This is a genomic window from Pectobacterium sp. F1-1, from assembly GCF_025643735.1.
GTDB classification, from domain to species: domain Bacteria; phylum Pseudomonadota; class Gammaproteobacteria; order Enterobacterales; family Enterobacteriaceae; genus Pectobacterium; species Pectobacterium colocasium.
On the sequence record NZ_CP104733.1, the window covers coordinates 499,213 to 522,918 of the forward strand.

A 23,706-nucleotide genomic window follows, 5' to 3' on the forward strand; every position below is an offset into this window, starting at 1 on the left:
GTGCTCCATAACCTGCAAGTCGTCCGTTCCTGACATGTGCAGTGTGCAAAAGTAGACAGGGGTTTATTTTAGTTTCGGCGATATGAAGCAATGATTTAGCATTGATGAGACGTCATCCATAAAAAAGTGTGTCTACTCTGGTTGAACTTCTTTCACAAGAAGATTTCACTATTAGGCTATGGTACTACCTCGTTATCTCACTCTTTAATAACTCAATATGGGTATTTGCGTGACGAATACAGGATGTGGCGAGCGGTGACTGGGTGATTCTGATTGGATCTGAATACGAGCGGAGTAACGGATAGCCGAAAGGTTCATGCGGCATAGCCCCAAAGAATCAGGGCTATGCGCATGCAGATAGAAAAACTATCAGGGGTGAGCTGACATTGAAGGAGTACTTTCTCCATTGCTGTTGGTGGCCACGATCCGGTAATAGTAACGACCAGACGCACCGCCAGAGCGATCGCTATAGCTGTTATCCGTGACGGTGGCAATTGCCTTATAAGTCCCGTTCTCGCTGGTGGATCGCATCACTTTATAGTTCTGGCTGCCTGATGATGGTGTCCAGAATAATGCGTTTACACCGTTGGTATTCTGTGACCCCAGATGCAGTGGCGTGCTGGGTACGGCCTTGGCATCACGGGTGTCATTCAGGTAGAGCACAACGGTAGAGCGTGGATCGACGGTCACGTTACCGGACAGCGTTCGCTGTGATACCAGATCTTCCGCGCCCTTAAAGCCGACTGGTGTTTTCAGGGCGTAGCGGTTGTCGGCGCTGGCATTAATACCAATGAGATAGTGGCCGAAACGTGCGGCATAGAAATCGGCCTTGCCTCGGAAAGGTTCATCGTTGGATGCCTCTTCAGGTTTAATGCCGAGCGGCAGGATTTCACCAGCATAGGCGTTAGTCGGCGGATTGGGTGGCGTATAGGGTGTTTTCTCCGGCATGTCGATGCGGTTAGGGCGTGTATAGCTCGCCGTTGAACGAAAGATCGGGGTGGTTTCCAGTACACCATACTGATCATAGCCCGGAGTGCTGAAATGGAAACGCGCCAGCCCGTTGATGCCGGTTCCTGCTTTGGCCTGCCAATATGTCGTCAGCCACAGGCGCTCATTACCTTTTTTGACGGCTACGATGGCGTTCTCTTCGTCCGCCCAGGCAAAATCCGGCTGGCCTTCGCTCATTGGCAGACGCGCACCACTGTTGCTTGCGGCTTTGATCGTCTGATAATCGGCAAAAACATCCAGCGCTTCAAAGGCAGACTCTGCGCCGTCTAGGTTGGCAAAGAACTGATTGTCCTCCAGCATCTGTTTAGCATACCCAATCAGTGTTGCATCTTTGCTGGCAGCAGCAACGCGCAGTCCTTTGGCGCGTTCATTGGTATTGAGGGTATCGACGTAAGCGAGATAGCCCGCGAAATTACCGTCACTCTCGTGTGCGCCGCGCCAGGCTAGCAGGCCGATGGCTTCCACCGAACGGTAATTGGCGCCGTTACTTATTTCAATCGCTGGGCGACGGAAAGGCGCACGCGCATTAGCCATTTTGATCATCTGTTTACGAAAATCTTCATTGCCTGTCACGCGATAATACTCGGCAAGGTACGATTGAACTTCACCATAGCCTGCACCGAGATAGCCCCATTCGCGCGTCTGACCTTTGTTGGTCACCTGATAATAATGGCTTCCGTATGGTTTTTGTCCGCCTTCTTCCGGTCCGTTAAGATCATTCCCTGTCCAGGGCAACATGCCTGCAGCTTCTTTGATATAACGCTGCGCAATGTTCTCTGCAAAGGCGCGTGAATCGCCTAATGTCAGCATCCCTTTATTCGCGAAATAAATATTGGTGCTGGCGATCAGTGATTGGTTCGTCAAGGTTCTGCGATCTTTCTGGCGGCCAAATTCACGACTGGCGAACAGCATGTCTGCCCAGGCGAGACGGCGCGATTTATTACCCACACTGCCGTAGTTGACGGCAGCATTAAGCTGCGCAGATGTGAAAGCATCGTTAAGGTAGTAGATCGCCTGCCCTAAATCGCCGTAATTACCGCCCCAGTTTTTTGTCGCCAGATTGGGGTCGGCATAATACTGCGTCGCGTAGGCATCAAGTGTCGCGACGACTTTTTCAACGACAGCCGAATTTTTATAACCCGCGAGTTCGGGAACAGACCAGGCGCGCGCCAGATAGCGTAAATCTCCCCCAGATAATGCATCGGTAGTTGCTGATTTATTGAGAAGCGCCTTAATCCGGTTATTCACCGCAGTACGAAACCGACCGTTTGTGCCGAGAATGTCATCGCCTGGTGAAGGGCGTGTCGTTACGGTTGGCTCACTGCCCTGTTTTTCTCCCGCGACGTTAAGAAAGGGGTCGACATGCGTGTAGGCGCGATAAATACCTCGGCTTGGCTGGTTCATCGCATACTGATAAGGGCTGGTAGATTCAGGCCCGCCGGAACCGAAGGGGTAAAGCCGTCCAGTGGAGACGATTTTCAGCGTGACGGACGTGCTGCCTCTGGTCATAGCATAAGGCAGTAGCGTCGTAGAGTAGAAAAAACGCCCCGGTAGCGGCTTATGCCAGTGAGCGACGCTGAGCGGAGCATAGTCGCCTTCATGGCGATAGCCTATTTGATATTCGACACCGTCTTTGATCATATAAAGGTAGAGACGGCCCGTATTAATGTTGCCGTCGTCTTCCCCCCACAGTTTGACAGAAACATAATTGCGACGCAGTGGATCGACCTGCATGGTAAATGTCAGGCTGCCGCCGTAGATACCTGTTTGCTGGAAAGGGAGTAATTTACGGGCTGATTCGCCCAGTGCGCCTGAGAGGATTTGGCTGTTTTCTCCATTGAGGCCGTGACCGCTTTCTGACGCCGTATCACCAAAGGTAATGCTATCAACGAGGCCCGTCGCCTCTACACTCGCTGCTGAAGCTGAGTTTGCTATGGCGCTCACTGCGTTGAAGGTGGCCGCGTAGGCCAAAGCCAGGGTGAGTAATAAGGCTTTCCTTAGTCGTGCGGGTATCATCATTGAACTCCTTTTACCGATTTTCTATTGTCCGTAGTGTGAAATATCAAATGATCGTGACAGATCGAATGCTCCTCTATCATGCCTGATTGTGTACGGCATCAAACGATGGTTTTGGTATGTAATATGCCTTTATCATCAGCCTTTGTTTGAGTACGTACGGCGGGCGACAGCGCACCCGCCGTGAAAACGTCAAGAAGGGATCAGAACCATTGGCCAAAGCGGCGGATGTAGGCGCGTTTGACCAACTGAGCGACGGTGCAGTAGCCAATCAGCGTGGCGACCAGCCAGGGGAAGTATTCCCACGGTAGCGGCTGTAACCCGACCAGCGGCCCTAGTGGTGAGAACGGTAGATAGATGCCCATCGCTATCACCAATCCTGTCATCAACATCACTGGCAGCGCCGCTGTACTCTGAATAAACGGGATCTTCTGGGTACGCAGCATATGCACCACCAGCGTTTGTGACAGTAATCCCTCAACGAACCAGCCTGACTGGAACAGTGCCTGATGTTCTACGCTGTTAGCGGCAAACACGAACCACATCAACGCGTAGGTGGTGATGTCAAAAATCGATGACGTCGGCCCGATACACAGCATGAAGCGACCGATATTTTTAGCATCCCATTTGCGTGGTTTACGCAGGAACTCTTTATCCATTTTGTCCCACGGCAGCGACAGTTGGGAGATGTCATACATCAGGTTTTGAATCAGCAGATGGATCGCCAGCATCGGCAGGAACGGAATAAAGGCACTGGCGACCAGCACCGAAAACACGTTGCCGAAGTTAGAACTGGCGGTCATGTTCAGGTATTTGATGATATTCCCGAACGTCTCACGCCCTTTGATAACGCCTTCCTCCAGCACCATCAGATTCTTTTCCAGCAGAATGATATCAGCCGATTCCTTGGCGATATCCGTGCCGGTATCGACAGAAATCCCGATATCGGCATCGCGCAGGGCGGGCGCATCGTTGATACCGTCACCTAAAAAGCCGACCGTATGATCATTGCCTTGCAGCGCCTTCAGTACGCGAGATTTTTGCAGCGGCGTCAGCCGGGCAAAAATGGTGCGCTGTTCCACCAGCACGCCAAGCTGCTCATCGCTGAGCGCATCGATCGCATTCCCCTCCAGTACGTCGCCCGGTTCCAGCCCGACATCGCGGCAGATCTTGCTGGTAATGATCGCGTTATCGCCCGTCAGGACTTTAACCGTCACACCGTTTTCATGCAGGGCACGAAGGGCGGCAGAGGCACTTTCTTTCGGCGGATCGAGGAACGTCAGCAGGCCGCAGAGGGTCAGGCCGCGTTCATCCTCGGCGCTGAGTGGCAGCGTGCTGCCCACCGGACTCAGCTCACGGGTGCCGATCATCAACACGCGAAACCCTTGCTGATTGTAGCTTTCCGCCAGCGTTTTCAGCGTATTACGGCGTTCATCGTCCAGTTCATACCGCTGTCCGTTTTCATTCACGTGTGTGGCGACAGACAGCATTTCTTCTACCGCGCCTTTGCAAATCAGGCGTTGCTGGTTGTGTTCATCAGCAACGATGATGGAGAGGCGGCGGCGAATAAAATCAAACGGCAGCTCATCGATTTTGCGATAGCGGCCCAGCGCGGCGATGGCGGGGTTATGGCGGCCAAACTGCATGATCGCCTGATCCATCAGGTTTTTCATGCCGCTCTGATGCGCGCTGTTGAGCCAGGCGAGTTGCAGCACGCTCTCATCGGCCTGACCCTGCGTATTCAGGTGATGTTCAAGGATGATGCGATCCTGCGTTAACGTACCGGTTTTATCGGTGCACAATACATCCATCGCGCCAAAATTCTGAATCGCGTTCAGGCGTTTGACCACGACTTTACGCCGTGCCATGGCAATCGCGCCTTTTGCCAGATTGGACGAGACGATCATCGGCAGCATTTCCGGTGTCAGGCCAACCGCGACTGCCAGCGCAAACAGACTGGCGTCCATCCAGTCGCCTTTGGTGAAGCCGTTGATCAGCAGCACGACGGGCACCATCACGACCATAAAGCGGATCAGCAGCCAGCTTACGCTGTTGACGCCGCGATCGAAGGCAGTTTGGGAACGGGTGCCGACGATGGATTTCGCCAGCGAGCCAAAGTAAGTATGGCTACCGGTCGCCACGACGATGGCCGTTGCCGTGCCGCTGGAAATGTTGGTTCCCATCAGGCAGATGTTGGATAACGACAGCAGATCGCTTTCGCCGCCACAGCTTGTGGGCTGGCAGCCTTTGGCACTGATATCGCTGAACACGTCGTATTTTTCGATCGGCAGTGATTCACCGGTTAGTACCGCCTGACTGACGAACAGATCGCGTGATTCCACCAGCCGGACATCCGCAGGCACCATATCGCCAGCGGAAAGCAGCAGAATATCGCCTGGCACCAGCTGCTGAAGCGGGATTTCCTGCATGACGGCGTTGGCGCTGGCGTGAGGACGGCGCAGTACGGTGGCCGTTGTCCGCACCATGGATTTCAGTGCTTCTGCGGCTTTATTGGTGCGAAATTCCTGCCAGAAGCGCAGCAGGCCGCTCAGGCTCACCATCACCAGAATGATGATCACGCCAGTGAGTGATGTCTCTTCGTTATGACGCAGCGGCAGCCAGTAATCGGTGAAAAAACTGATAGCGGCCAGCGCGGTCAGCACGTAAATAAACGGGTTATTAAACGCGGCGGCTAACTGTACCAGCGCGTGTGGTGCTTTCTCATGGGCGACGCGGTTTTCGCCATAGGTTTGCTGACGTTCAATGACGTCATCATGGCTTAAGCCGTGCAGATGGGTATTCAGGTTAGCCAGCGTTTGATCGAGGCTGTTTTGCGCCTCGCGGGCAATCGCAAAAGTGGCCGTGGGGGTTTTACGGGCGCGGCGATACCCCGTTTGCGTGATCATATCGGTCATGATGCTGCTCTCTTAATGTTGCCTGTCCGCCACGCACGAGCGCGCATCCCGAATAAAGGGACGTAAAGCGGAGAAAAATAAAGGTATTAAGGGAGGTAAACGGCGCAGGCGGAGAGAACAGAGAGGTCGGGGAAGAAGACGATCCTTATTCTAGCGGATGCGGTTTACCGGGCCATCTAGGGTGTTCGTCCATGTTGTCTCCTTATCGCCGTGCGGCGAGATAGCAAAATAGTCGTCAGTTGACGATGCAGGATACGTAGAGTACGTAGAAACCGTGACGTAAAAACAGCATACGTAGTTTAGTGGTGCAACAATAACTCCTTTTGCCTAAACCGAACGTCAACGTTTGTTCATGAGACAAATTGAGTGTGTTTGCCGACGAACAGCGGGTATCGCGCTGTTCGTCGGTGCGAAGTGTGAAAAGGCGGGCGCTGAAAGCATGTGTGCCCCGCCGGGTAGCCAGCGGGGCAGAGGGGAATTAATGAATTCTCAGCATAGCGTCTTGATTCACTTTAAAGAAACGAACCGCATCGCGCAGTTGTTCGCCCTGTTCCGTCATGGCGTGCGCCGCCGTGGCGGATTCTTCAACCAGCGCCGCGTTCTGCTGGGTGACGCGGTCCATTTGTTCTACCGCTACGCTAATCTCTTTAATGCCGATATGCTGCTCGTTGGAGGCTTGAGAAATCTCCGCCACGATATCGGTGACCTTTTTCACTGACAGCACAATCTCCGACATCGCCTGGCTGGCTTTGTCTGCTCGCGCAGAGCCATCGGTAATTTTCTCGACGGTGCCTTCGATCAACGTTTTGATCTCTTTGGCGGCGTTGGCACTCTTCTGTGCCAGTGTCCGAACTTCGCCCGCGACGACGGCAAAACCTTTTCCTTCGCTGCCCGCTCTGGCGGCTTCCACTGCGGCGTTCAGAGCAAGGATATTGGTCTGGAAAGCGATCCCTTCGATCACGGCGATAATATCGACGATCTTCTGTGAACTGTCGGAGATCTCATGCATCCGTTTGAGCATATCGTCCACGATAAGCCCACCCTGAGAAGCGGTTTCCGAGGTTTGCTGTGCCAACTGGCTAGCTTCCTTGGCGTTATCCGCATTCTGGCGCACGGTGTGCGTTAGCTGCTGCATATTCGCCGATGCCTGAATCAGCGAGGCTGCCTGCTCTTCGGTACGCTGCGACAGGTCGCTGTTGCCCTGAGCAATCTCGCTGGATGCCAGCGAGATGGATTCACTGCCGCTCATGATGGTATGCACGATGCCCATCAACTGTTGGTTCATGTAGTTGATGGAAGCCAGCAGGCTGCTGTTATCCCCTTGGCGCAGTTTGATTTCCGTTGTGAGATTACCGGAGGCAATCTCGGTCATGATTTCTTGTGCGTAATTCGGGTCGCCGCCGAGCTGGCGTGAAATATTGCGTGAGATAATGGTGGCGATAACGGCGGTCGTCAGCAGAGCGAGCAGCAGCAATCCCCAAACATAGTACTGCGACGTCCGGTACGTCGAATCGGCGCTGGCGACGATATCTTTTGCCGTCGCCACTTCCATATCCACCAGCTTGGCCAGATCTTTCATTAATTGACTACGATACTTAGAGGAGCTTGCGCCGCTGATTTTGCTCGCTTCAGCCAGATCGCCCCGGTTCACGGTATCAATTAGCGTGGCGTTGACCGAGTTAAAACCGGAGAAATTATCGCCAATCACTTTAATCAGCGCTTTTTTATCCTCGCTATTCGCAACGGTTTGGTAGTTCTTCAGTGCAGCCAGGAAGGCATCGGCGTTTTGCAGTAATTCTTTGCGATGGCCTTCGCGCTCTTCAGGGGTTTTGGAGTCGATATACTGTATTTGCTGCAAACGCGTTTCAGACAATGTGCCACGCATTTCCAAACTATATCGCACGCCAGGCAGGCTGTTGCTGCTTAATTCAACAATACGGCTGTTATTAACGCTAAGCTGGAGTAGTGAGACCACACCTAATAGCAGCATCATGGCTACCAGGACGGAAAACCCGAGTAATAACTTGGAGAACACTGTGAGTTGAGAGAATTTCATCGCTATTCTTATTGATTATTAGAGAGAAGGTAATAGTGATAACGGCAAATAAAATAAGATCTTTATAATACGTAATTCGATAAAGAGAGTGGAGTGATGAAACGGGGTTTAATAATAAAAAATTGCATTTTATCGAGACTAAATCCTGATTGTTTTTTAATTTTTTAACTATTTTATTTTAAATTGAGCGAGTAGTTGTTAAACATTGTTTTAATAAATATTCTTATTTTTAATGTGAGAAGTAAAGCATTCACAAATAGGGGGAATAAAATGTGACTGCCATCAATAATCAATAAATATTTATGTGCTTACTAAAGCTAATAACTATATGTAACGAAAACCATTAATTAAATGACAAATTATTTCTTTTTGATCTCTTCTATCATAACGACACAGCGGTAATATCATTACCGCTGTACGATGAGGCTCACAAAGTATGCCTTAGTCCAGATAAAACACCGGTTCCAGCGCATCGCTAACCGGGCTGTTATCGGTATTGGATGGCATCACGTCACTCATATGTTGCCACCAGCGCTGGCAAATTTCCGTTTGTGCAATGGCTTCCCAGCGCGCGTCGGATTCGACTTCCACATAGCCGAACAGCAGGTTGCGCTGCTTATCCAGAAAAATACTGTAGTGGTGTGCCCCGTGGTTTTTCAGCACTTCGGCCAGCTCCGGCCAGATAGGGTTATGGCGACGCTGGTATTCATTGTGGCAATCAGGAAAAACCGACATCACAAAAGCCTTACGCAACATGGATGAGTCCCCGTAATCGTTAGCAGAACGCCACGGCGTGAGGCCGTGGCGGTTTGAGGCTGAAGATCATTTTATGATGAAAATAATTTTATGCCGAAAACCTGCTACACGCGCAGCGCGGCTTCCATGGGGGTGACGCCAAAACGTTTACCCAGTGCGATCAGCTCTTCGGTCGAGATCGTCTGCTTCTTACCGCCCATCGATCTGACTTTCACCATGACTTCGGCGGATTTTTCTGCGGTATCGATCAGGCCGAAGGCGTCGTCCAGCGTCGGACCTGTGCCGAAAATGCCGTGGAAGGGCCACAGCACCAGCGAATGACGCTTCATTTGCTCAGAGGTAGCATCGCCAATGGCATCGGTGCCCGGCACCATCCACGGCACAATGCCCACGCCGTCCGGGAAGACGACCAGACACTCCGTGCTGCCCTCCCACAGTTCACGGGTAAACGTCGCGGTATCCAGCTCCAGCACATAGCTCAGGGCGATCAGATTGGTCGCATGGCAGTGCATGATGACGCGGTCGTGCCCGTGGGTCACGCCCATGCGTACAATGTGCGACTGGAAATGCGAGGCCAGTTCAGAGGTCGGCAGGCCACCGTTGGTGAGCCCCCAGAAAATACGGTAGCCTTTGCCGTCGCTATCAACCTGCAATACCACCAGTGAATCCGCCGGGTCGAGTTGAACGTTGCGGAAAAATTTGCCGGAACCCGTGACGATAAACCAGCAATCAGCCAGTTCTGGCATCGGTTGTGATAGCGCCTCATGGCGCGGCTGCGGGTAGAAGTCGCTTTCATAAGGTGTCACATCCTCAGCCGTCAGGCGCAGGCTGACGTTACCGCCGTTACGTTCGTCCCAGCCTTTGAGCCACATGTCGCTGGTGGCTTTAATCATTCCCTGTACAAACCAGGAAGAGAGAATTGCTTGCATAATCTTACCCTTGACGTTGAGTGAGGATGGTTTCTTCATACTGACGCACCTGTTGCAGCCATTCGCTGCCCGGAAGTACGTCATGACGCTGGCAGTAGTGTTCCCACACGGCCTGCCACGGCAGTGATTTCTGCTCTTCCAGCAGCGCCAGACGCGCGGTGTAATCGCCGTTTTGTTCCAGTGTGCGCAGCGTTTCTGTCGGTTCCAGCAGCGCGCGCAGCAGGGCTTTCTTCATATTGCGGGTGCCGATGACCCAGGCGGCGATGCGGTTGATTGAGGCATCAAAGAAATCGAGCCCGATATGCACGCGGTTAAGCAGCTTATGGCGCACGATTTCGTGGGCGATGGCCTGCGTTTCGTCGTCCAGCAGCACCACATGATCGCTGTCCCAGCGTACCGGGCGGCTGACGTGCAGCAGCAGGCGGGGGACGTACAGAATGGCACTGGAGATCTTGTCGGAAATCACTTCGGTGGGGTGGAAGTGTCCGGCATCCAGGCAGAGCGCGGTGCCGCGACTGGCCGCGTAGCCGAGGTAGAATTCATTGGAGCCGACGGTAAAGCTTTCTGCGCCGATTCCGAACAGCTTACTTTCCACCGCGTCGATATGGTGTGCCGGATCGAGCGGCTCAGCGATGATCTCATCCAGTGCGCTGAGTAGCCGTTGGCGGAACGCCAGACGATCGATGGTTAAATCTTTCATGCCGTCCGGCACCCAGATGTTCATGACTGACGGCGTACCGAGTTCGCGACCGAAGTAGGCAGAAATCCGGCGGCTGGCCTGACAGTGTTCAATCCAGAAGCGACGTACTTTTTCGTCCGGGTGCGACAGGGTAAAACCGTCTGCGCTCAGCGGATGCGAAAAGCAGGTCGGGTTAAAATCCAGCCCGAGCTGGTGGCGTTTAGCCCACTCAACCCAGGTGCGGAAATGCTCGGGGGCAATCTTGTTACGGGCGACGGGCTGTGCGGATTCCAGATAGATGGCGTGCAGGTTCAGCCGTTTGGGGCCAGGGATCAGCGCAAAGGCCTGTTCCAGATCGGCACGCAGTTCATCTGGCGTGCTCGCTTTGCCGGGGTAGTTGCCGGTGGCCTGAATGCCACCGGTCAGCGGCCCACCGGTGTTTTCGAATCCGGCCACATCGTCACCTTGCCAGCAGTGCATTGATACCGGAATCTGATCGAGCTGTTCCAGCGCGGCCTCTACGTCAATATTCAGGCTGGCATAACGCGCTTTTGCCAACTGCCAGGCGGTTTCAATCGGTGTGCTCATTGCGTGGTCTCCTTTTTGCCCTTTGGGGCGGTTTCTGGCTGGCTGAGCGCCTGAAAACGACGCCAGTGCCCGGCAAAATCACTCTCCGCACGCGGGATATAGCGATGCAGAGGGAAGTTATGAGTCAGCATGTGCCGGAAAGCGGCAAGGTCGGCGACGGCGCCCAGCGCCATCAGTTGGCAGCCGATATTGCCAAGCGTCGAGGCTTCGACCGGCCCGGCCAGAACCGGAATCTGGCACACATCGGCGCACAGTTGGTTCAGGAAAGCGTTCTGGCTGCCGCCGCCGACAATGTGCAATTGGCGGATTGGTGCGTGCCGCAGTTCGCCCAGTTCCAGCACCACCTGGCGGTAGAGCAGCGCGAGGCTGTCGAAGATACAGCGTGCCAACTCGGCATCGCTTTGGGGTTCGGGCTGGCCGTGCTCACGGCAATAGTCGCGGATTGCCTGATGCATAGACGGCGGATTGATAAAGCACTCGTCATTCGGGTTAATCAGGTTGGCGAAGGCAGGCAGAGCGGCGGCGGACTGAATCAGCACGCCTAAATCCTTGATGTCACGTTCCTGGCAGACCCGCTGTAACAGCCACAGGCCCATGATGTTTTTCAGCACCCGATAGGTGCCATTCACGCCGCCTTCGTTGGTGATATTGGCGGCCAGCGCCTGTGGACTGTTAAACGGTGTGTCGCTCTCAATGCCCATCAGTGACCAGGTGCCGGAGCTGAGATAAGCGCTGTCGCGGCTTTGCAACGGCGCGCCGACCACCGCGCTGGCGGTATCATGCGTGGCGACGGCGGTGACGGGAATCTGTCGTCCGCTCGGTGCTACCCAATTTCCTACGACGTGCCCCGGCTGCACGGGGTCGCTCAACCAGCGGCGTGGTACGCCCAGATAATCCAGCAGCGTGCCGTCCCAGGTTTTCCTTTCCAGATTAAGTAGTTGGGTTGTGCTGGCGTTGGTGTATTCGCAAACCAGATTCCCCGTGAGGCGATAATGAAAATAGTCGGGGATCATCAACAGGTGTGCCACCTGATTCAGATTCTCAGACGGCGCATTGCACAGGGCTTTAAGCTGGTACAGCGTATTAAACGGCAGGAATTGAATGCCGGTACGCTGATAGATCGCCTCACGCCCCAGCTCGGCAGTGACGGTAGCCATCACGCCGTCGGTGCGGTGGTCGCGATAGGAATAGGGGAGGTCAACACGTTGCCCGTCCTTATCGAGTAGCACATAGTCCACGCCCCAACTGTCGATTCCAATGCTATCAGGCGCGATACCCATAGCATCGATTTGGTGTAATCCCATGAGGATATCGCGTTCCAGTGCGGCGAGATCCCACTGGTGGTGGTTGTCCTGAAACACCAGCGTATTGCTGAAACGGTGAATTTCTTTCAGCGTCAGATGCTGCGTTGCGGTATGCAAGGTTGCCAGCATGACCCGACCACTGGATGCCCCTAAATCCACCGCCACGATATTCTTCACCGCCATAGCCGCACTCCTTATTGTTGGATGTGTTGCAGTGTAAAGAGCGGTCACCGCAGCCACCTTCCGATGAGTGCCATCAACAACAGGCGGCTGGCAAAATGACAAAGCTGACCGTGAAAGGGCTCACAATCTGGGAAATTATTCAGGGAATAACCACGGAAAAATCAGGGGGAAAGCGGTGTGATCCTTACCACACTTCAATCAATTGGGCGGTGAGATCTTAAAAAAAGAGCAGTCAGATGGCGTGTGAGTGACGGTAATTTAAGGTCGGTTCTGTGGCTTCTGGCTACCCTTTTTCAAAGGCCGCATTTTTGCCAGAGGCCGAATGGAGAACTGAAATGACGTTACTTCGTGGTGATGATTTTTTTACTTCGCGTGCCGTAACGGTTGCGGTAGAACCACGCACCCCGCAAACGGCTTTTCCTGAGCATTACCATGATTTCTGGGAAATTGTGCTGGTGGAACAGGGCGCTGGCGTCCATGTGTTTAACGATCAGCCTTATGCGCTGTGCAGCGGTTCGGTGTTCTTTGTTCGCGATAACGACAGGCATCTGTTTGAAGACGTGGAAGGGTTGTGCCTGACTAATATGCTGTACCGTTCGCCGCGCGGGTTTCGTTTCCTTTCCGATATCGCCGCCTTCTTGCCGTATGGCCCGAACGGCGAGTGGCAGGGGCAGTGGCAAGTGAATGCGGCGGGGATGCAGCAGTTGAAGCAGTCGTTGAACAGCCTGGCTGAATTAGCGCAGAGCGATGCGCCGGAGGCGATTGCCGCCAGCGAGAGCCTGTTTCTGCATATTCTGGTGCAGTTGCGTCAGCAGTGTTTCCAGACCCAGAGCAATGGATCTGAACGTCAGGGAGTACAGGCGCTGCTGGGCTGGTTGCAAAACAACTACAGTGAAGAGGTGAACTGGGGCAGCCTGGCCGATCAGTTCTCACTGCCGCTGCGCACGCTGCATCGCCAGCTCAAACAACACACAGGTATGACGCCACAACGCTATCTGAATCGGTTAAGATTACTGGAGGCGCGTCGGCGGTTGCAGCAGAGTGATGACTCGATCACTACCATTGCGCACGCCTGTGGATTTAGCGACAGCAATCACTTCTCGACGCAATTCCGCAAGGCATTCTCGCAGGCGCCTAAGTCACTACGCCATCAGGCGTTTTCTCGTGAAGAGTAGGTAACGGCAACGGCGGGTGAGGGAATGGCGACAGCAGTACGGGGTTTGAAATTACAGACTGAAGACTATTTCCTCACCGACAAGAATGCCGTGATGGTGGCCGAGCGGCATCCGCAGCCGGTGTTTCCGCTGCATCATCATGATTTTGACGAACTGGTGATTGTCTGGCGTGGCAATGGCCTGCACCTCTGGAACGATGTGCCTTACCGCATTACCCGTGGCGATATGTTCTATGTTTCCGCACACGATCGTCACAGCTATGAATCCGTCCACGAGCTTGAGCTGGACAACATCCTCTATATCCGCAATCGCCTGACGCTATCTGCTGATTGGCAGATGCTGCTGCCGAGTGGGGAACGCCCACAAAGCCAGCGTCACTGGTGCTTAGGCTCGGAAGGCATGGATACCCTTCGTGAGAAGGTGGATGCGCTGAGGCAGGAGTGTATGAAGTCTGATGCGCTGTCGCTGCAACTGAGTGAAGCGCTGCTGTTGCAGATTGCGCTGCTGGCGGCGCGCTATCGCCACACGCCGGATAATCCACAACTGGCTGATGCGCACCAGTTGGATATGTTGATGAATGCGTTGCGTGCCAGCATTGCGACGCCGTTTCGCTTTGAAGCCTTCTGCGAACAGCACCACTTCAGCGCTCGCAGTTTACGTTCACGCTTTAAAGAACAAACCGGCATGAGCGTGCCACACTACCTGCGCCAGTTACGGCTCTGTAAGGCGATGGAGTTGCTGCGTTATGACCTGCAAACCATTGGCGACGTTGCCGCGCTGTGCGGCTTTGAAGACAGCAACTACTTCTCTGTGGTGTTCCATCAGGCGTTTGGCGTTTCTCCCAGTGCCTATCGTCAGCGCTTCCTGAATGTGGAGTGACGGCGCTTTTTAGCTATTGGGTGCGATGAATCAATGGCGGGTTAATAGTGGTAGCGGCAGGCAGCGATCATCATGGCGTCATCGGTGATGGCATAAACCAAACGATGTTCTTCGGTGATACGGCGCGACCAGAAACCAGCAAGGTTATGTTTAAGTGGCTCTGGTTTTCCTTTTCCCTCAAAAGGTGTTCTGCGCGTTTCTTTTATTAATTCATTGATCTTTTTGACCATCCGCTTATCGATGTCCTGCCAGTACAGGTAGTCTTCCCATGCTTCTTCTGACCAGATTAGCTTCACTCAATGATATCTCTTTCTTCGCCATTGCCAGCCTTAAGGCTCTCGATTGAGTTCATCAGTCTTTTGGCATTGGCTGGTGAACGCAGTAAATACGCGGTTTCTTCTAGAGAGTTATACTCTTCCAAAGACATCAGCACGCAGGCTTCACCATTCTGTCGAGTGATAAGAATAGGAGCACGGTCTTCGACCGTTTTCATCATGGTCGCCGATAGATTTTGTCGGGCTTCACTGTAGCTAATTGTACGCATTTGTCCCTCCTGATATGTACTTATCATTGTACAATGTCGCCGCGTTTTTAACCACCCAATCTTTCTTCAACAGCGCTACTCCGCCACCGTTGAAAGCAACAGGCGCGTGTAAGGGTGCAGCGGTTGATTGAAGATCTGCTCGACCGGCCCCGTTTCTACGATATCCCCGTCTTTCATCACCGCGATGCGGTGGCTCATGTGCTGTACCACGCCCAGATCGTGAGAAATAAACAACATTGTCAGCCCCAGTTGGCGTTGCAACGCGACGAGTAAGTCCAGTACCTGTGCTTGTGTTGTGACGTCCAGCGCTGATACCGGTTCGTCGCAGATCAGTATCTCAGGTTCTGAAGCCAGCGCCTGTGCGATGGAAACGCGCTGGCGTTGCCCGCCGGACAGCGCTCTTGGGCGGCGGCTCAGCAGGTCGGGCGTCAGGCCAACGTATTCCAGTAGCGTCAGAATGCGGCGCTGTTTCTCGTCGTCGCTCAGATCGCGGCGCAGGCGCAGCGGCTGGTTCAAAATCTGGGCGACGGTAAATTGCGGATCGAACGAGCTAAGCGGATCCTGTGTGATCGTCTGAATGCGTGCGCGTAGCGGTCGGCGCTCGCGCTCTGTTAACGCGCTCCAGGCATGGTCCGCCAGTCGGACTTCGCCGCTGTCTGGTTTTTGCAGCGCCAGAATGACTTTGCCCAGCGTGGTTTTACCCGAGCCGGATTCCCCGACGATACCCAGCGTTTCACCGCGTTTGATCTGGAGAGACACCTGATTGACGGCCTGCATCCTGCTGCCGTCCGGCCGTTTGAACGACACTGCAATGCGATCCGCCGTCAGGGCGATGGTATCGTCAGTGTGCGTTGTCGCCAGAGACGCGGCTGAGGGAGCAATGCCATTCTGTAAGGGATCGACGCCAGCCAGCCACTTTCCACGCGTAGAAGCCGTTGGGATCGCTGCCAGCAATTTGCGGGTGTAGGGATGCGTCGGTGCTGACAGGATTTGTCGTGCCTCACCGCCTTCAACCAACGATCCGTTCTGCATCACGATGACGCGATCCGCAACGTCTGCGACGACAGCAAGATCGTGGGTGATCAGTAACACGCCGTGTCCTGCCTGCGCCAAGGCGGTGAAGACTTTCAGCACCTGCTTTTGCACTGTGGCATCCAGCGCGGTAGTGGGTTCATCGGCAATCAGCAACTGTGGGCCGGCTGCCAACGCGGAAGCAATAAGCGCTCGCTGGCGCAGGCCGCCGGATAGCTCATGCGGATACTGGGCGGCGCGGTTCTCTGGGTCGGGAATACCTGCTTTTGTCAGGAGTTCGGCGACGCGCGCGGGAACCTGCTGGCGGGGCAGCAGGCGGTGGGTCAGAATCGGTTCGGCGACTTCCTGCCCTATCTTGCGCAGCGGGTCGAGAGACACCAGCGCATCCTGTAAAACAAAGCCGATTTCACGGCCACGAATCGCCCGCCAGTCGCGGTCGGTCAGATAGCGTAAATCACACAGACTGCCGTCATGGCGCGTGAGTTCAATCGCGTTTGCCTGTATGTCAACGACTTCACCGGCCAGACCCACGAGCGTGCGAGCGGTGACGGATTTCCCTGAACCCGATTCGCCGACCAGCGCCAGAATTTCTCCGGCATTGACCTGAAAAGAGAGGTTTTTAACCGAACGAATGGGGCCGAAAGGGCTGGGAAAGGTGACGCTCAGGCCGTCTACACGCAGCAGCGGCGTCTTTGCGGGGGCTTCTGAAGCGGCATGAGCGGGGTGAGGAAGTGTATTCAGGCTCATCGTGCCTCTCCTTTTGCCAAAATGGCCTGTAAACGACGCCCGAGCAGCGTGATAGAAATCACCGATAGCGCAACGACGCTGGCGGGCAGCAGGCTGACCCAGGGCGCGATATCAAGGAAGTTACGTCCGTCAGCCAGTAGCGCGCCCCATTCGGCAGTCGGTGGCACAACGCCCAAGCCCAGAAAACTCAGCGCCGAGGCGGACAGCACCGCGTGGCCAACGCCGATGGTAGCGACAATCAACAACGGGCGCAGCGTATTGGGAATGATATGGCGGAAAACGATATACAGCGGGTGCTCGCCCAGCGCAATCGCGTGCTCGACATAGCCGGATAGCCTGACTTGTAGCACCTGAGAACGAATTAAACGCGCATAGCCGGCAATCCCCGCCAGCCCAACGGCTAGCATGGTGTTTTCCGGGCCGCGTCCCAGTACGGCGATCACCAGTAACGCCAGCAGCAGATCGGGAAACGCCAGCATGATGTCCAACAGGCGCACCAGAACCTGACGGATACGCAGCGGCGCGAGCACCGATAGGGTGCCAAATAGCACGCCGCCGAAGCAGGCGATCAGCATTGCGCCGACGCCGATGCCCAGCGACAGGGAAGTGCCGTGAACGATGCGGGAAAAAATATCGCGTCCCAGCTGATCGGTGCCGAACCAATAGGTGGCGTTCGGTGGCTGAAATACCGCTCCCATATCCATTTCATCGGCGGTACGGCTGGTAAACAGCGAAGGAAAAGACCGCCAGCGCCAGCAGGAAAACGATAGCGGCAGGCAATAGCGTTGCGGTGCTCAGCCACGGGCTGCGATAGGTTTTTCTTGAGGGCGTCTGCGTAAAGGGCATCGGTTCACTACTCATGGGCGCTCGCCTTCTTGCGTAAGCGGGGATCGATGATGAGATACAGCGCATCCACCAGCAGGTTGATGACGACGAACAGGAACGCGGACAGCATCACGACGCCCAGCACCAGCGGCATGTCGCGGTTTTCAATCGCGCTCAACGTGACCTGCCCGATACCCGCGCGGCCAAAGACGGTTTCAGTCAACACGGAGCCGCCAAGTACGCTTGCCAGCAGCGTGCCAGTCAGCGTTGAGGCTGCCAGCGCCGCATGGCGTAGACCGTGGCGGAAACGCAGTCGGATTTCACTGACGCCGCGTGTGCGTACGGTTAACGAAAACGGTTGGGAGAGCGCCTCTTCCAGACCGTCACGCAGTACCTGACTCAGAATGGCGGCAATCGGCAGACTCAGCGTGATAACCGGCAACACCAGCGACATCACGCCGTCGTTGCCCGTGACCGGAAACCATTGCAGACGAAAGCTGAACAGGCTCAGCAGTACGATCCCAATCCAGTAGACCGGTGTGCTAAGCAGCGTCAGTTCCAGCCAGGAAACGGTGGTACGCAGCGCACCATAACGCCCTGCGGTCAGCAGTGCGCTGGTAATCGCAAGGAACAACGCCAGAATCAAGCCGCCGAGCGCCAGCGGCAGGGTTTCATGCATCGCATCGCTAATTACGCTGCCGACTGGCAGACGATAGAGATAGCTGACGCCAAAATCACCCTGTAGCGCCTGTCCGCAGTAGCGTAGATATTGTACCCACAGCGGTTGGTCGAGCCCGAATTGTTTGATGAGTACGGCGCGATAGGCTTCATCCACCACGTTATCGCCGCCGCTAAGAATGGCAACGGGATCGCCGGGGATCAGTTTGACGGCAATAAACGTCAATGTGGCTGCGCCCCAGAGCACAGCCAAAATGGTGAAGAGACGTTTACCTAACGCGTACAGATTAACGTTTAATCCAGACATCATAGAAGTTCGGTTTTGCGTTGGTAGCCCAGCTTATGCCCTGTACCTGTTTGGACAGGCCGAGTTGGTAGGCGGGAATGTACAATGGAACCACATACGCCTCATCGATGACCTCACGCTGTATTTCGCTATAGAGCTGTTTGCGTTCCGCTTCGCCTGCACCGATGGCTTTTCTCAGCTTGTCATCCAGCACGCTAATGCGCGTAAAGTTGTTGCCATTCGGTGGCGCATAGGCCGAATCGAAGACGGTACGCAGAATATCCGGCTCCGCACGCACGAAGAAGTTGGAGGCGATATCGTACTCATTGGCATTGGTGCGCGTAGTAAATTCACCCGCATCAACCGGTGTCAGTTTGACTTCAAAGCCGGCCTGCTTCACCTGATATTGCACCGCCTGGAACAGTGCGACATCCGCAGCTTCAACGTTGGTTGAAGCGTACACGAAGCTGACGCTCAGGCGCTTGCCATCTTTGGTTCGGAAGCCTTCGCCGTCTTTCTGTTTCCAGCCTGCGTTATCCAGCAGTTCATTGGCTTTTTTCACATCGAAGCCCCAGCGGGATGCGACGCTCGGATCGTAGTACAACGTGGCTGGGCCGAGAACGTTATCGGCGGCTTTCAGCGTACCAAAGAACGCAATTTTCACCGCTGCGTTGGTATCTACGGCGCTCTGGAATGCCTTACGCACCGCGACATCCTGGAAGGGGCCTTTGGTGGTATTGAGGTAGAGCACGCGGTTAACGCCCGGGTTCTCATAGGTGAGCACTTCCAGCTTCGGATTGCGCTTCACTGTCGGGAAATTGGCTGGCGGCACGGCGTCAATAGCCTGAATCTGGCCGCTGCTCAGTGCGCCAAGGCGAACCGACGCTTCCGGCAGATACTTGAACACCAGACCATCCAGATAAGCTGGGCCTGTGTGTTTGGCATAACCCGGTCCCCAGTTGTAATCAGGGCGTTTCGTCAGCTTGCTGCCGCTGCCTTTTACAAAGGAGTCGAGAATAAACGGCCCGGAACCCACCACTGTATTACTGGTATTTGGCGTGTTCTTCAGGTAAGTCGGTGATTGAATGCCCAGATACGGCAGGCTCAGCCCCTGCAACAGTGCCGCAAACGGTGAGCTGTAGTGGAGCACAATCGTGTAGTCATCCGGCGTTGAGATCTTGTCGATAGGGCCTAACAGCGATTTCGCGTAGCTGGAGGTGGTTTTCGGATCGAGAATACGCTCGATGTTGTATTTCACCGCTGCGGCATCCAGCTTGGTGCCATCGCTGAACGTCACATCCTTACGCAGATGGAAAGTGTATTCGGTGTTGTTGTCGTTAATTTTCCAGCTTTCCGCCAACCAGGGCGTAAAGCGGTTATCTTCCGCCTGTCCAACCAGTGAATCCACCACGTTACGCGCAATCAGCGCCGTTACGCCGTAGGCCGTAATGTGCGGGTCGATAATCGGCGTATCGCTGCCCAGCCCGACATTCAGGATACCGCCAGACACCGGTTTTTCACCGCTTTGTGCAGCATAAGCGCCAGGATTGAGTGCAAAAAGTAACGAGAGTAACCCTGCAGCGAGAGTCGTAACTTGCGGATGATTTTTTTCCATTCCTTGTGTCCTTTACCAATGACATGAAGCCATACTCGGCGGTCTTTTCGCTACTCTAGAGGGCGGCCTTATGCATGTAAAAGAATAAAAGTAGATTTTCAATTCCATAAAAATATATATGTGAAAGGCTTTTAGCTGCGCTGATGATGACGGGTTTTCTTTGGAATCTTGGTGGTGGTATCGGTTTTTATTACTACCCTTGATCGATGTGCTGGTTGATGCGCATCAACGGCTGGGCGCCATTCATGACGAAGAAACCGTTAAGGAGAAGCGATGTTGCTTACATTACTTGAGAAGATTGATTCATGTTATCTGGCATTGAACGGTACTTCACTGCCTTCCCCTACTGGTTTGGCCGACCGTTATCGATGGCTGCATGAACAAGCTCCTTATAGTCTGCTAGCACAAGGAACAGGGGATGAACCTCGCTTTATCTATGCCAATCACTTTGCGCTCGATTGTTTTGGCTACACAGAAACGGAAATGCTGGCGTTGCCTTCCCGACTGAGTGCTGAGGCCGATTTGCAGCCAGCCCGACAGCAGTTTCTTGAAAATGTGTCTCAGCAGGGGATTGCCCATCATTATACTGGAATCCGCATCAAGAAAAATGGCCAGACATTTCCGATTTACGGTGGCGTGGTCTGCAATTACGCCATCAGGATGGAACGCCCTGGGGAATAGCCGCACTATTCTGGCGTGAGGCGCATCAGCGCCCAGATTGGCTCAGACCAGAATAAGGAATCAGCCTGGATGAGGTTTTTGGCGTGCCTCATTTCGTCGCACTATAGCAATGGAATATCTGTTTTCGCGGATATGAGTGAAAAATCCGGATAGAGCTTTTGTGTGATGCTGTGTGAAAGAATACGTTATTAAACTGTTATGCTTTCACAAAAAAATAACCAGTCTATTTCTTATTGGTAATATTATCGGTGAGTTATTATTCATTTTTCTATTTTGTCTGGGTATTTTTGATGCGTTAAAGAATCTGGTTTTTAAATTATTGAGTAAAAATTTCACAAAAAACCAACGCATGGTGTCTTCTTTTTATTTTTATAAAATTTAAAACCGCGTTCCTAATAACAAAATATACTAGAGAGATTACCCGATAGACCAATTAACCTCTTTATCAGTCCATAATACCTATGTAAGAATATAACCTTTAATGGTTAGATTGGTAAAAAAAATGAACTTTTTTTGAACAAACATCTCCATCCCGGAGACACTATGGATTAGCCGCTTTTATTGGTTTGATTGCTGGTATTGTTTCATCTTTTGTTAAGTGGGGCGCTGAAAATCCGCTTCCTCCACGTAGCCCTACGGATATGTTTAGTAGTGCTTGCGTACCTGAATCACTGATTAGAGCTGCCGATCACATTGACTGCTCTCGTAATTTTCTTAACCCACCCTACATTTTTTTACGCGATTGGCTTGGCGTCGTTGACCCTAATGCAGCGGTTTATACCTTTGCTGGCCACGTATTCAATTGGGTTGGTGTGACGCATATTATTTTCTCTATTGTTTTTGCTGTAGGTTACTGCGTTGTTGCAGAAGTATTTCCTAAAATAAAATTATGGCAAGGCTTGCTGGCGGGCGCGCTGGCTCAATTATTTGTCCACATGATCTCATTCCCATTGATGGGGCTTACGCCATCTCTGTTTGTTCTCCCTTGGTATGAACATGTGTCTGAGATTGTAGGTCACCTCATTTGGTTCTGGTCCATTGAAATTATTCGTCGTGATTTACGTAATCGTATGACTCACGAACCGGATCCTGAAATTCCGTTGAATGCTGCACGATAGGCTGTGATTTTATTTTAGATAATGTGAAATATTGCGATGCTTATTATTTTAGTGTCGCACTATAACTTAACAGTAAATATCTCCGTCTATGCTAAAACGCCTTGAGAGGCTTTCAGGGCGTTTTTCTATTCTGCCTCGTTCGTCCAAACGTCCTCATACCCGTCCCGGTCGATAATGAATTTCGTCCCTTCGGATAAAAATAGATAAGGCACAACTTCAGGCAACATTTCCTCTAAGTGACTGGTGTGAAGGGGCTGGTAAAAACCACTCTTGGCTGAATGTTCGCCGCAGTGGATAAACCAGCTTATTGTGCCGTTTTCTGGCAAGGGAATTCGGGTTCCGTAAATGGGGGAGTTTTGTAAGGTGTTTAAGGCAATAGCGACCATTTCCTCTGGGGAATGCGGTGGCAATTGGTACTTATCGCAGATCTGCTGCTGTCGTGTGCCGGGTAGGGGGCGAGCCGCTTTTTGCATGGTTCAATCCGCTGTGATGTTCTATGCATTCCGAGATTCCGAAACACGTTATGCCGTCTGAGACGTTGGCTGATGGGCGCTTAGCTATCTAGCCACCAGTTTAAAAGTGTCTCATCTTCGTCGTCGTCAATGTTCTTATAAATATTCGCAAAGTACCACTGCACACCTGTTTTTTCGCGAAAGGCATCGAAAACGTCGGCAATCTTATCCATCCCATTTCTGGCAGGCACTGCCAATGATAAGTTGCCCTGATATACGCCGTCTAATGTTCCATTGAGCTGGCTACCCACCTCCTTTTCTAAACTGGCGATATCTTCAGGGGGAAGATAATCAGCATAGATATGAATGCAAAAATTACCGCCCCTGCGCAGCACTTCTGGATGGGCATGTTTATCGTTAATTCGGAAGATATCCCCGCGTGCTAAATTTAACGCAAGGCCGGGAGAAGACAGCAATTCGTAAGTGTCTTTCTCGATTTCTCTGACGGGTAGCACTTCAAAAGTTGGTCCATCGTTATCTGCTACATAGACACGAATTAACATAGGTGAGTGGTTACCACTATTTGAGTCGGTGAAGTGAAATAATGTCCCGATGTTAGCCCAAAAAGAGGCTCGCATGTCTTTTTTCCGTAAGCACGTTTCACGAGCAGTAGACTTCGGCTATGACCGAGAGACGCGTGTTGATGTATCAATAAATATTTCCCGAAGCGAGGCTTCAATTTCGCCAGGGGTTCCCAATTGTGGCTCGATTCCTATCTCAATGGTTTTTATCTTTTGGCACCAGTTCGTTGTACTTGAGCACGTAAAAATGATGTTGTTTGTCGTAACCAAAACAGCATCAATACCGCCATATCCCGCTACGTTTGGGTTGCCTATCTCAACATAATAGGTGTCTTGACCCAGTTCTTCGTCTTGCTCATCAGGTTCTTCCGCTCGTTGCAAAATGAGAAAATGCTGTGGATCATCTGCACTGTCTGCGAACCCAATCGTCGAAACGCTCTCTTCAGAGGACGAATCATAATAGGTTGCTGGAAATATCACGTTCATGGGTTTCTCCTACCGTCTTCCCTGTGAGGATGAGAAGTTTATCTTTCATCCACATTGCGTTTGGCGAGTCTGGTGACACTTTCATCCGTATTCGACAGCAGTCTTTCCAGAATTTCAACGGGTGTTTCCCTGTTTGTGGTGCTGCGCGCTGACAGTCGCCGAGGTGATGAAAA

The 23,706-nt window shown here is 53.0% G+C and carries 19 protein-coding genes and 1 pseudogene; 4 read left to right on the forward strand and 16 right to left on the reverse strand.

The window, feature by feature from the left end:
- Window positions 1–369: 369 nt before the first annotated feature.
- The 7 genes from NAL19_RS02275 to rhaB form a co-directional block, all read right to left on the reverse strand.
- Window positions 370–3,027 carry a fibronectin type III domain-containing protein gene (locus NAL19_RS02275; RefSeq protein WP_263058644.1) on the reverse strand — a complete coding sequence of 886 codons (2,658 nt, stop codon included), beginning with the start codon at window positions 3,025–3,027 and terminating at the stop codon, window positions 370–372.
- A 200-nt stretch (window positions 3,028–3,227) separates the two neighbouring features.
- Window positions 3,228–5,939: a magnesium-translocating P-type ATPase gene (mgtA, locus tag NAL19_RS02280; protein ID WP_263058645.1), complete on the reverse strand. Its 2,712-nt coding sequence runs from the start codon at window positions 5,937–5,939 to the stop codon at window positions 3,228–3,230.
- 478 nt (window positions 5,940–6,417) lie between these two features.
- Window positions 6,418–7,995, reverse strand: a complete 1,578-nt coding sequence (locus NAL19_RS02285; protein WP_225086715.1) for a methyl-accepting chemotaxis protein — start codon at window positions 7,993–7,995, stop codon at window positions 6,418–6,420.
- 441 nt (window positions 7,996–8,436) lie between these two features.
- On the reverse strand, window positions 8,437–8,751 hold the full coding sequence (rhaM, locus tag NAL19_RS02290) for an L-rhamnose mutarotase (protein WP_263058646.1): 315 nt from the start codon (window positions 8,749–8,751) through the stop codon (window positions 8,437–8,439).
- A gap of 104 nt (window positions 8,752–8,855) precedes the next feature.
- Window positions 8,856–9,680: a rhamnulose-1-phosphate aldolase gene (gene rhaD / locus NAL19_RS02295; protein WP_225086717.1), complete on the reverse strand. Its 825-nt coding sequence runs from the start codon at window positions 9,678–9,680 to the stop codon at window positions 8,856–8,858.
- Between the two features lie 4 nt (window positions 9,681–9,684).
- A complete protein-coding gene (locus tag NAL19_RS02300) occupies window positions 9,685–10,947 on the reverse strand; it encodes an L-rhamnose isomerase (RefSeq protein WP_225086718.1) in 1,263 nt (420 codons plus the stop codon).
- Complete coding sequence (gene rhaB / locus NAL19_RS02305) at window positions 10,944–12,434, reverse strand: rhamnulokinase (protein WP_263058647.1); 1,491 nt, start codon at window positions 12,432–12,434, stop codon at window positions 10,944–10,946. Before rhaB ends, NAL19_RS02300 begins: the two co-directional genes overlap by 4 nt.
- A gap of 335 nt (window positions 12,435–12,769) precedes the next feature.
- Between rhaB and rhaS the strand changes: the two genes are divergently transcribed.
- Window positions 12,770–13,609 (forward strand): HTH-type transcriptional activator RhaS, encoded by an 840-nt coding sequence (gene rhaS, locus NAL19_RS02310; RefSeq protein ID WP_225086720.1) that lies wholly within the window; start codon window positions 12,770–12,772, stop codon window positions 13,607–13,609.
- A 24-nt stretch (window positions 13,610–13,633) separates the two neighbouring features.
- Complete coding sequence (locus NAL19_RS02315; RefSeq protein WP_225086721.1) at window positions 13,634–14,488, forward strand: helix-turn-helix domain-containing protein; 855 nt, start codon at window positions 13,634–13,636, stop codon at window positions 14,486–14,488.
- A 41-nt stretch (window positions 14,489–14,529) separates the two neighbouring features.
- Here NAL19_RS02315 and NAL19_RS02320 read toward each other — a convergent pair whose 3' ends face one another.
- The 6 genes and pseudogenes from NAL19_RS02320 to NAL19_RS02345 form a co-directional block, all read right to left on the reverse strand.
- The gene (locus NAL19_RS02320; protein ID WP_039282578.1) at window positions 14,530–14,784 is read right to left on the reverse strand and encodes a Txe/YoeB family addiction module toxin; all 255 of its coding nucleotides are present in this window, start codon (window positions 14,782–14,784) and stop codon (window positions 14,530–14,532) included.
- Window positions 14,781–15,032 (reverse strand): YoeB-YefM toxin-antitoxin system antitoxin YefM, encoded by a 252-nt coding sequence (yefM, locus tag NAL19_RS02325; protein WP_039324900.1) that lies wholly within the window; start codon window positions 15,030–15,032, stop codon window positions 14,781–14,783. Before yefM ends, NAL19_RS02320 begins: the two co-directional genes overlap by 4 nt.
- A gap of 75 nt (window positions 15,033–15,107) precedes the next feature.
- Window positions 15,108–16,811, reverse strand: a complete 1,704-nt coding sequence (locus tag NAL19_RS02330) for a dipeptide ABC transporter ATP-binding protein (RefSeq protein WP_225086723.1) — start codon at window positions 16,809–16,811, stop codon at window positions 15,108–15,110.
- A pseudogene (locus tag NAL19_RS02335) lies at window positions 16,808–17,672 on the reverse strand (ABC transporter permease). Before NAL19_RS02335 ends, NAL19_RS02330 begins: the two are co-directional and overlap by 4 nt.
- The gene (locus NAL19_RS02340) at window positions 17,665–18,624 is read right to left on the reverse strand and encodes an ABC transporter permease (RefSeq protein ID WP_012773138.1); all 960 of its coding nucleotides are present in this window, start codon (window positions 18,622–18,624) and stop codon (window positions 17,665–17,667) included. Before NAL19_RS02340 ends, NAL19_RS02335 begins: the two are co-directional and overlap by 8 nt.
- Entirely contained in the window at window positions 18,602–20,215 is a 1,614-nt protein-coding gene (locus tag NAL19_RS02345) for an ABC transporter substrate-binding protein (protein WP_263058648.1), read from the reverse strand. Before NAL19_RS02345 ends, NAL19_RS02340 begins: the two co-directional genes overlap by 23 nt.
- Window positions 20,216–20,488: 273 nt before the next feature.
- On the opposite strand from NAL19_RS02345, the gene NAL19_RS02350 reads away from it, so the two are divergent.
- Both NAL19_RS02350 and NAL19_RS02355 read left to right on the forward strand, forming a co-directional pair.
- Window positions 20,489–20,896 carry an MEKHLA domain-containing protein gene (locus NAL19_RS02350; protein WP_225086726.1) on the forward strand — a complete coding sequence of 136 codons (408 nt, stop codon included), beginning with the start codon at window positions 20,489–20,491 and terminating at the stop codon, window positions 20,894–20,896.
- A 560-nt stretch (window positions 20,897–21,456) separates the two neighbouring features.
- Window positions 21,457–22,014, forward strand: coding sequence for a YagU family protein (locus NAL19_RS02355; protein WP_263059649.1), 558 nt, complete (start codon window positions 21,457–21,459; stop codon window positions 22,012–22,014).
- Window positions 22,015–22,139: 125 nt separating this feature from the next.
- Here NAL19_RS02355 and NAL19_RS02360 read toward each other — a convergent pair whose 3' ends face one another.
- The 3 genes from NAL19_RS02360 to NAL19_RS02370 all read right to left on the reverse strand — a co-directional run bounded on the left by NAL19_RS02360 (window position 22,140) and on the right by NAL19_RS02370 (window position 23,533).
- On the reverse strand, window positions 22,140–22,487 hold the full coding sequence (locus NAL19_RS02360; protein ID WP_225086728.1) for a hypothetical protein: 348 nt from the start codon (window positions 22,485–22,487) through the stop codon (window positions 22,140–22,142).
- An 80-nt stretch (window positions 22,488–22,567) separates the two neighbouring features.
- Window positions 22,568–23,104 (reverse strand): DUF4265 domain-containing protein, encoded by a 537-nt coding sequence (locus NAL19_RS02365; RefSeq protein WP_225086729.1) that lies wholly within the window; start codon window positions 23,102–23,104, stop codon window positions 22,568–22,570.
- Window positions 23,105–23,146: 42 nt separating this feature from the next.
- Window positions 23,147–23,533, reverse strand: a complete 387-nt coding sequence (locus NAL19_RS02370) for an Imm10 family immunity protein (RefSeq protein ID WP_225086730.1) — start codon at window positions 23,531–23,533, stop codon at window positions 23,147–23,149.
- Window positions 23,534–23,706: the final 173 nt, after the last annotated feature.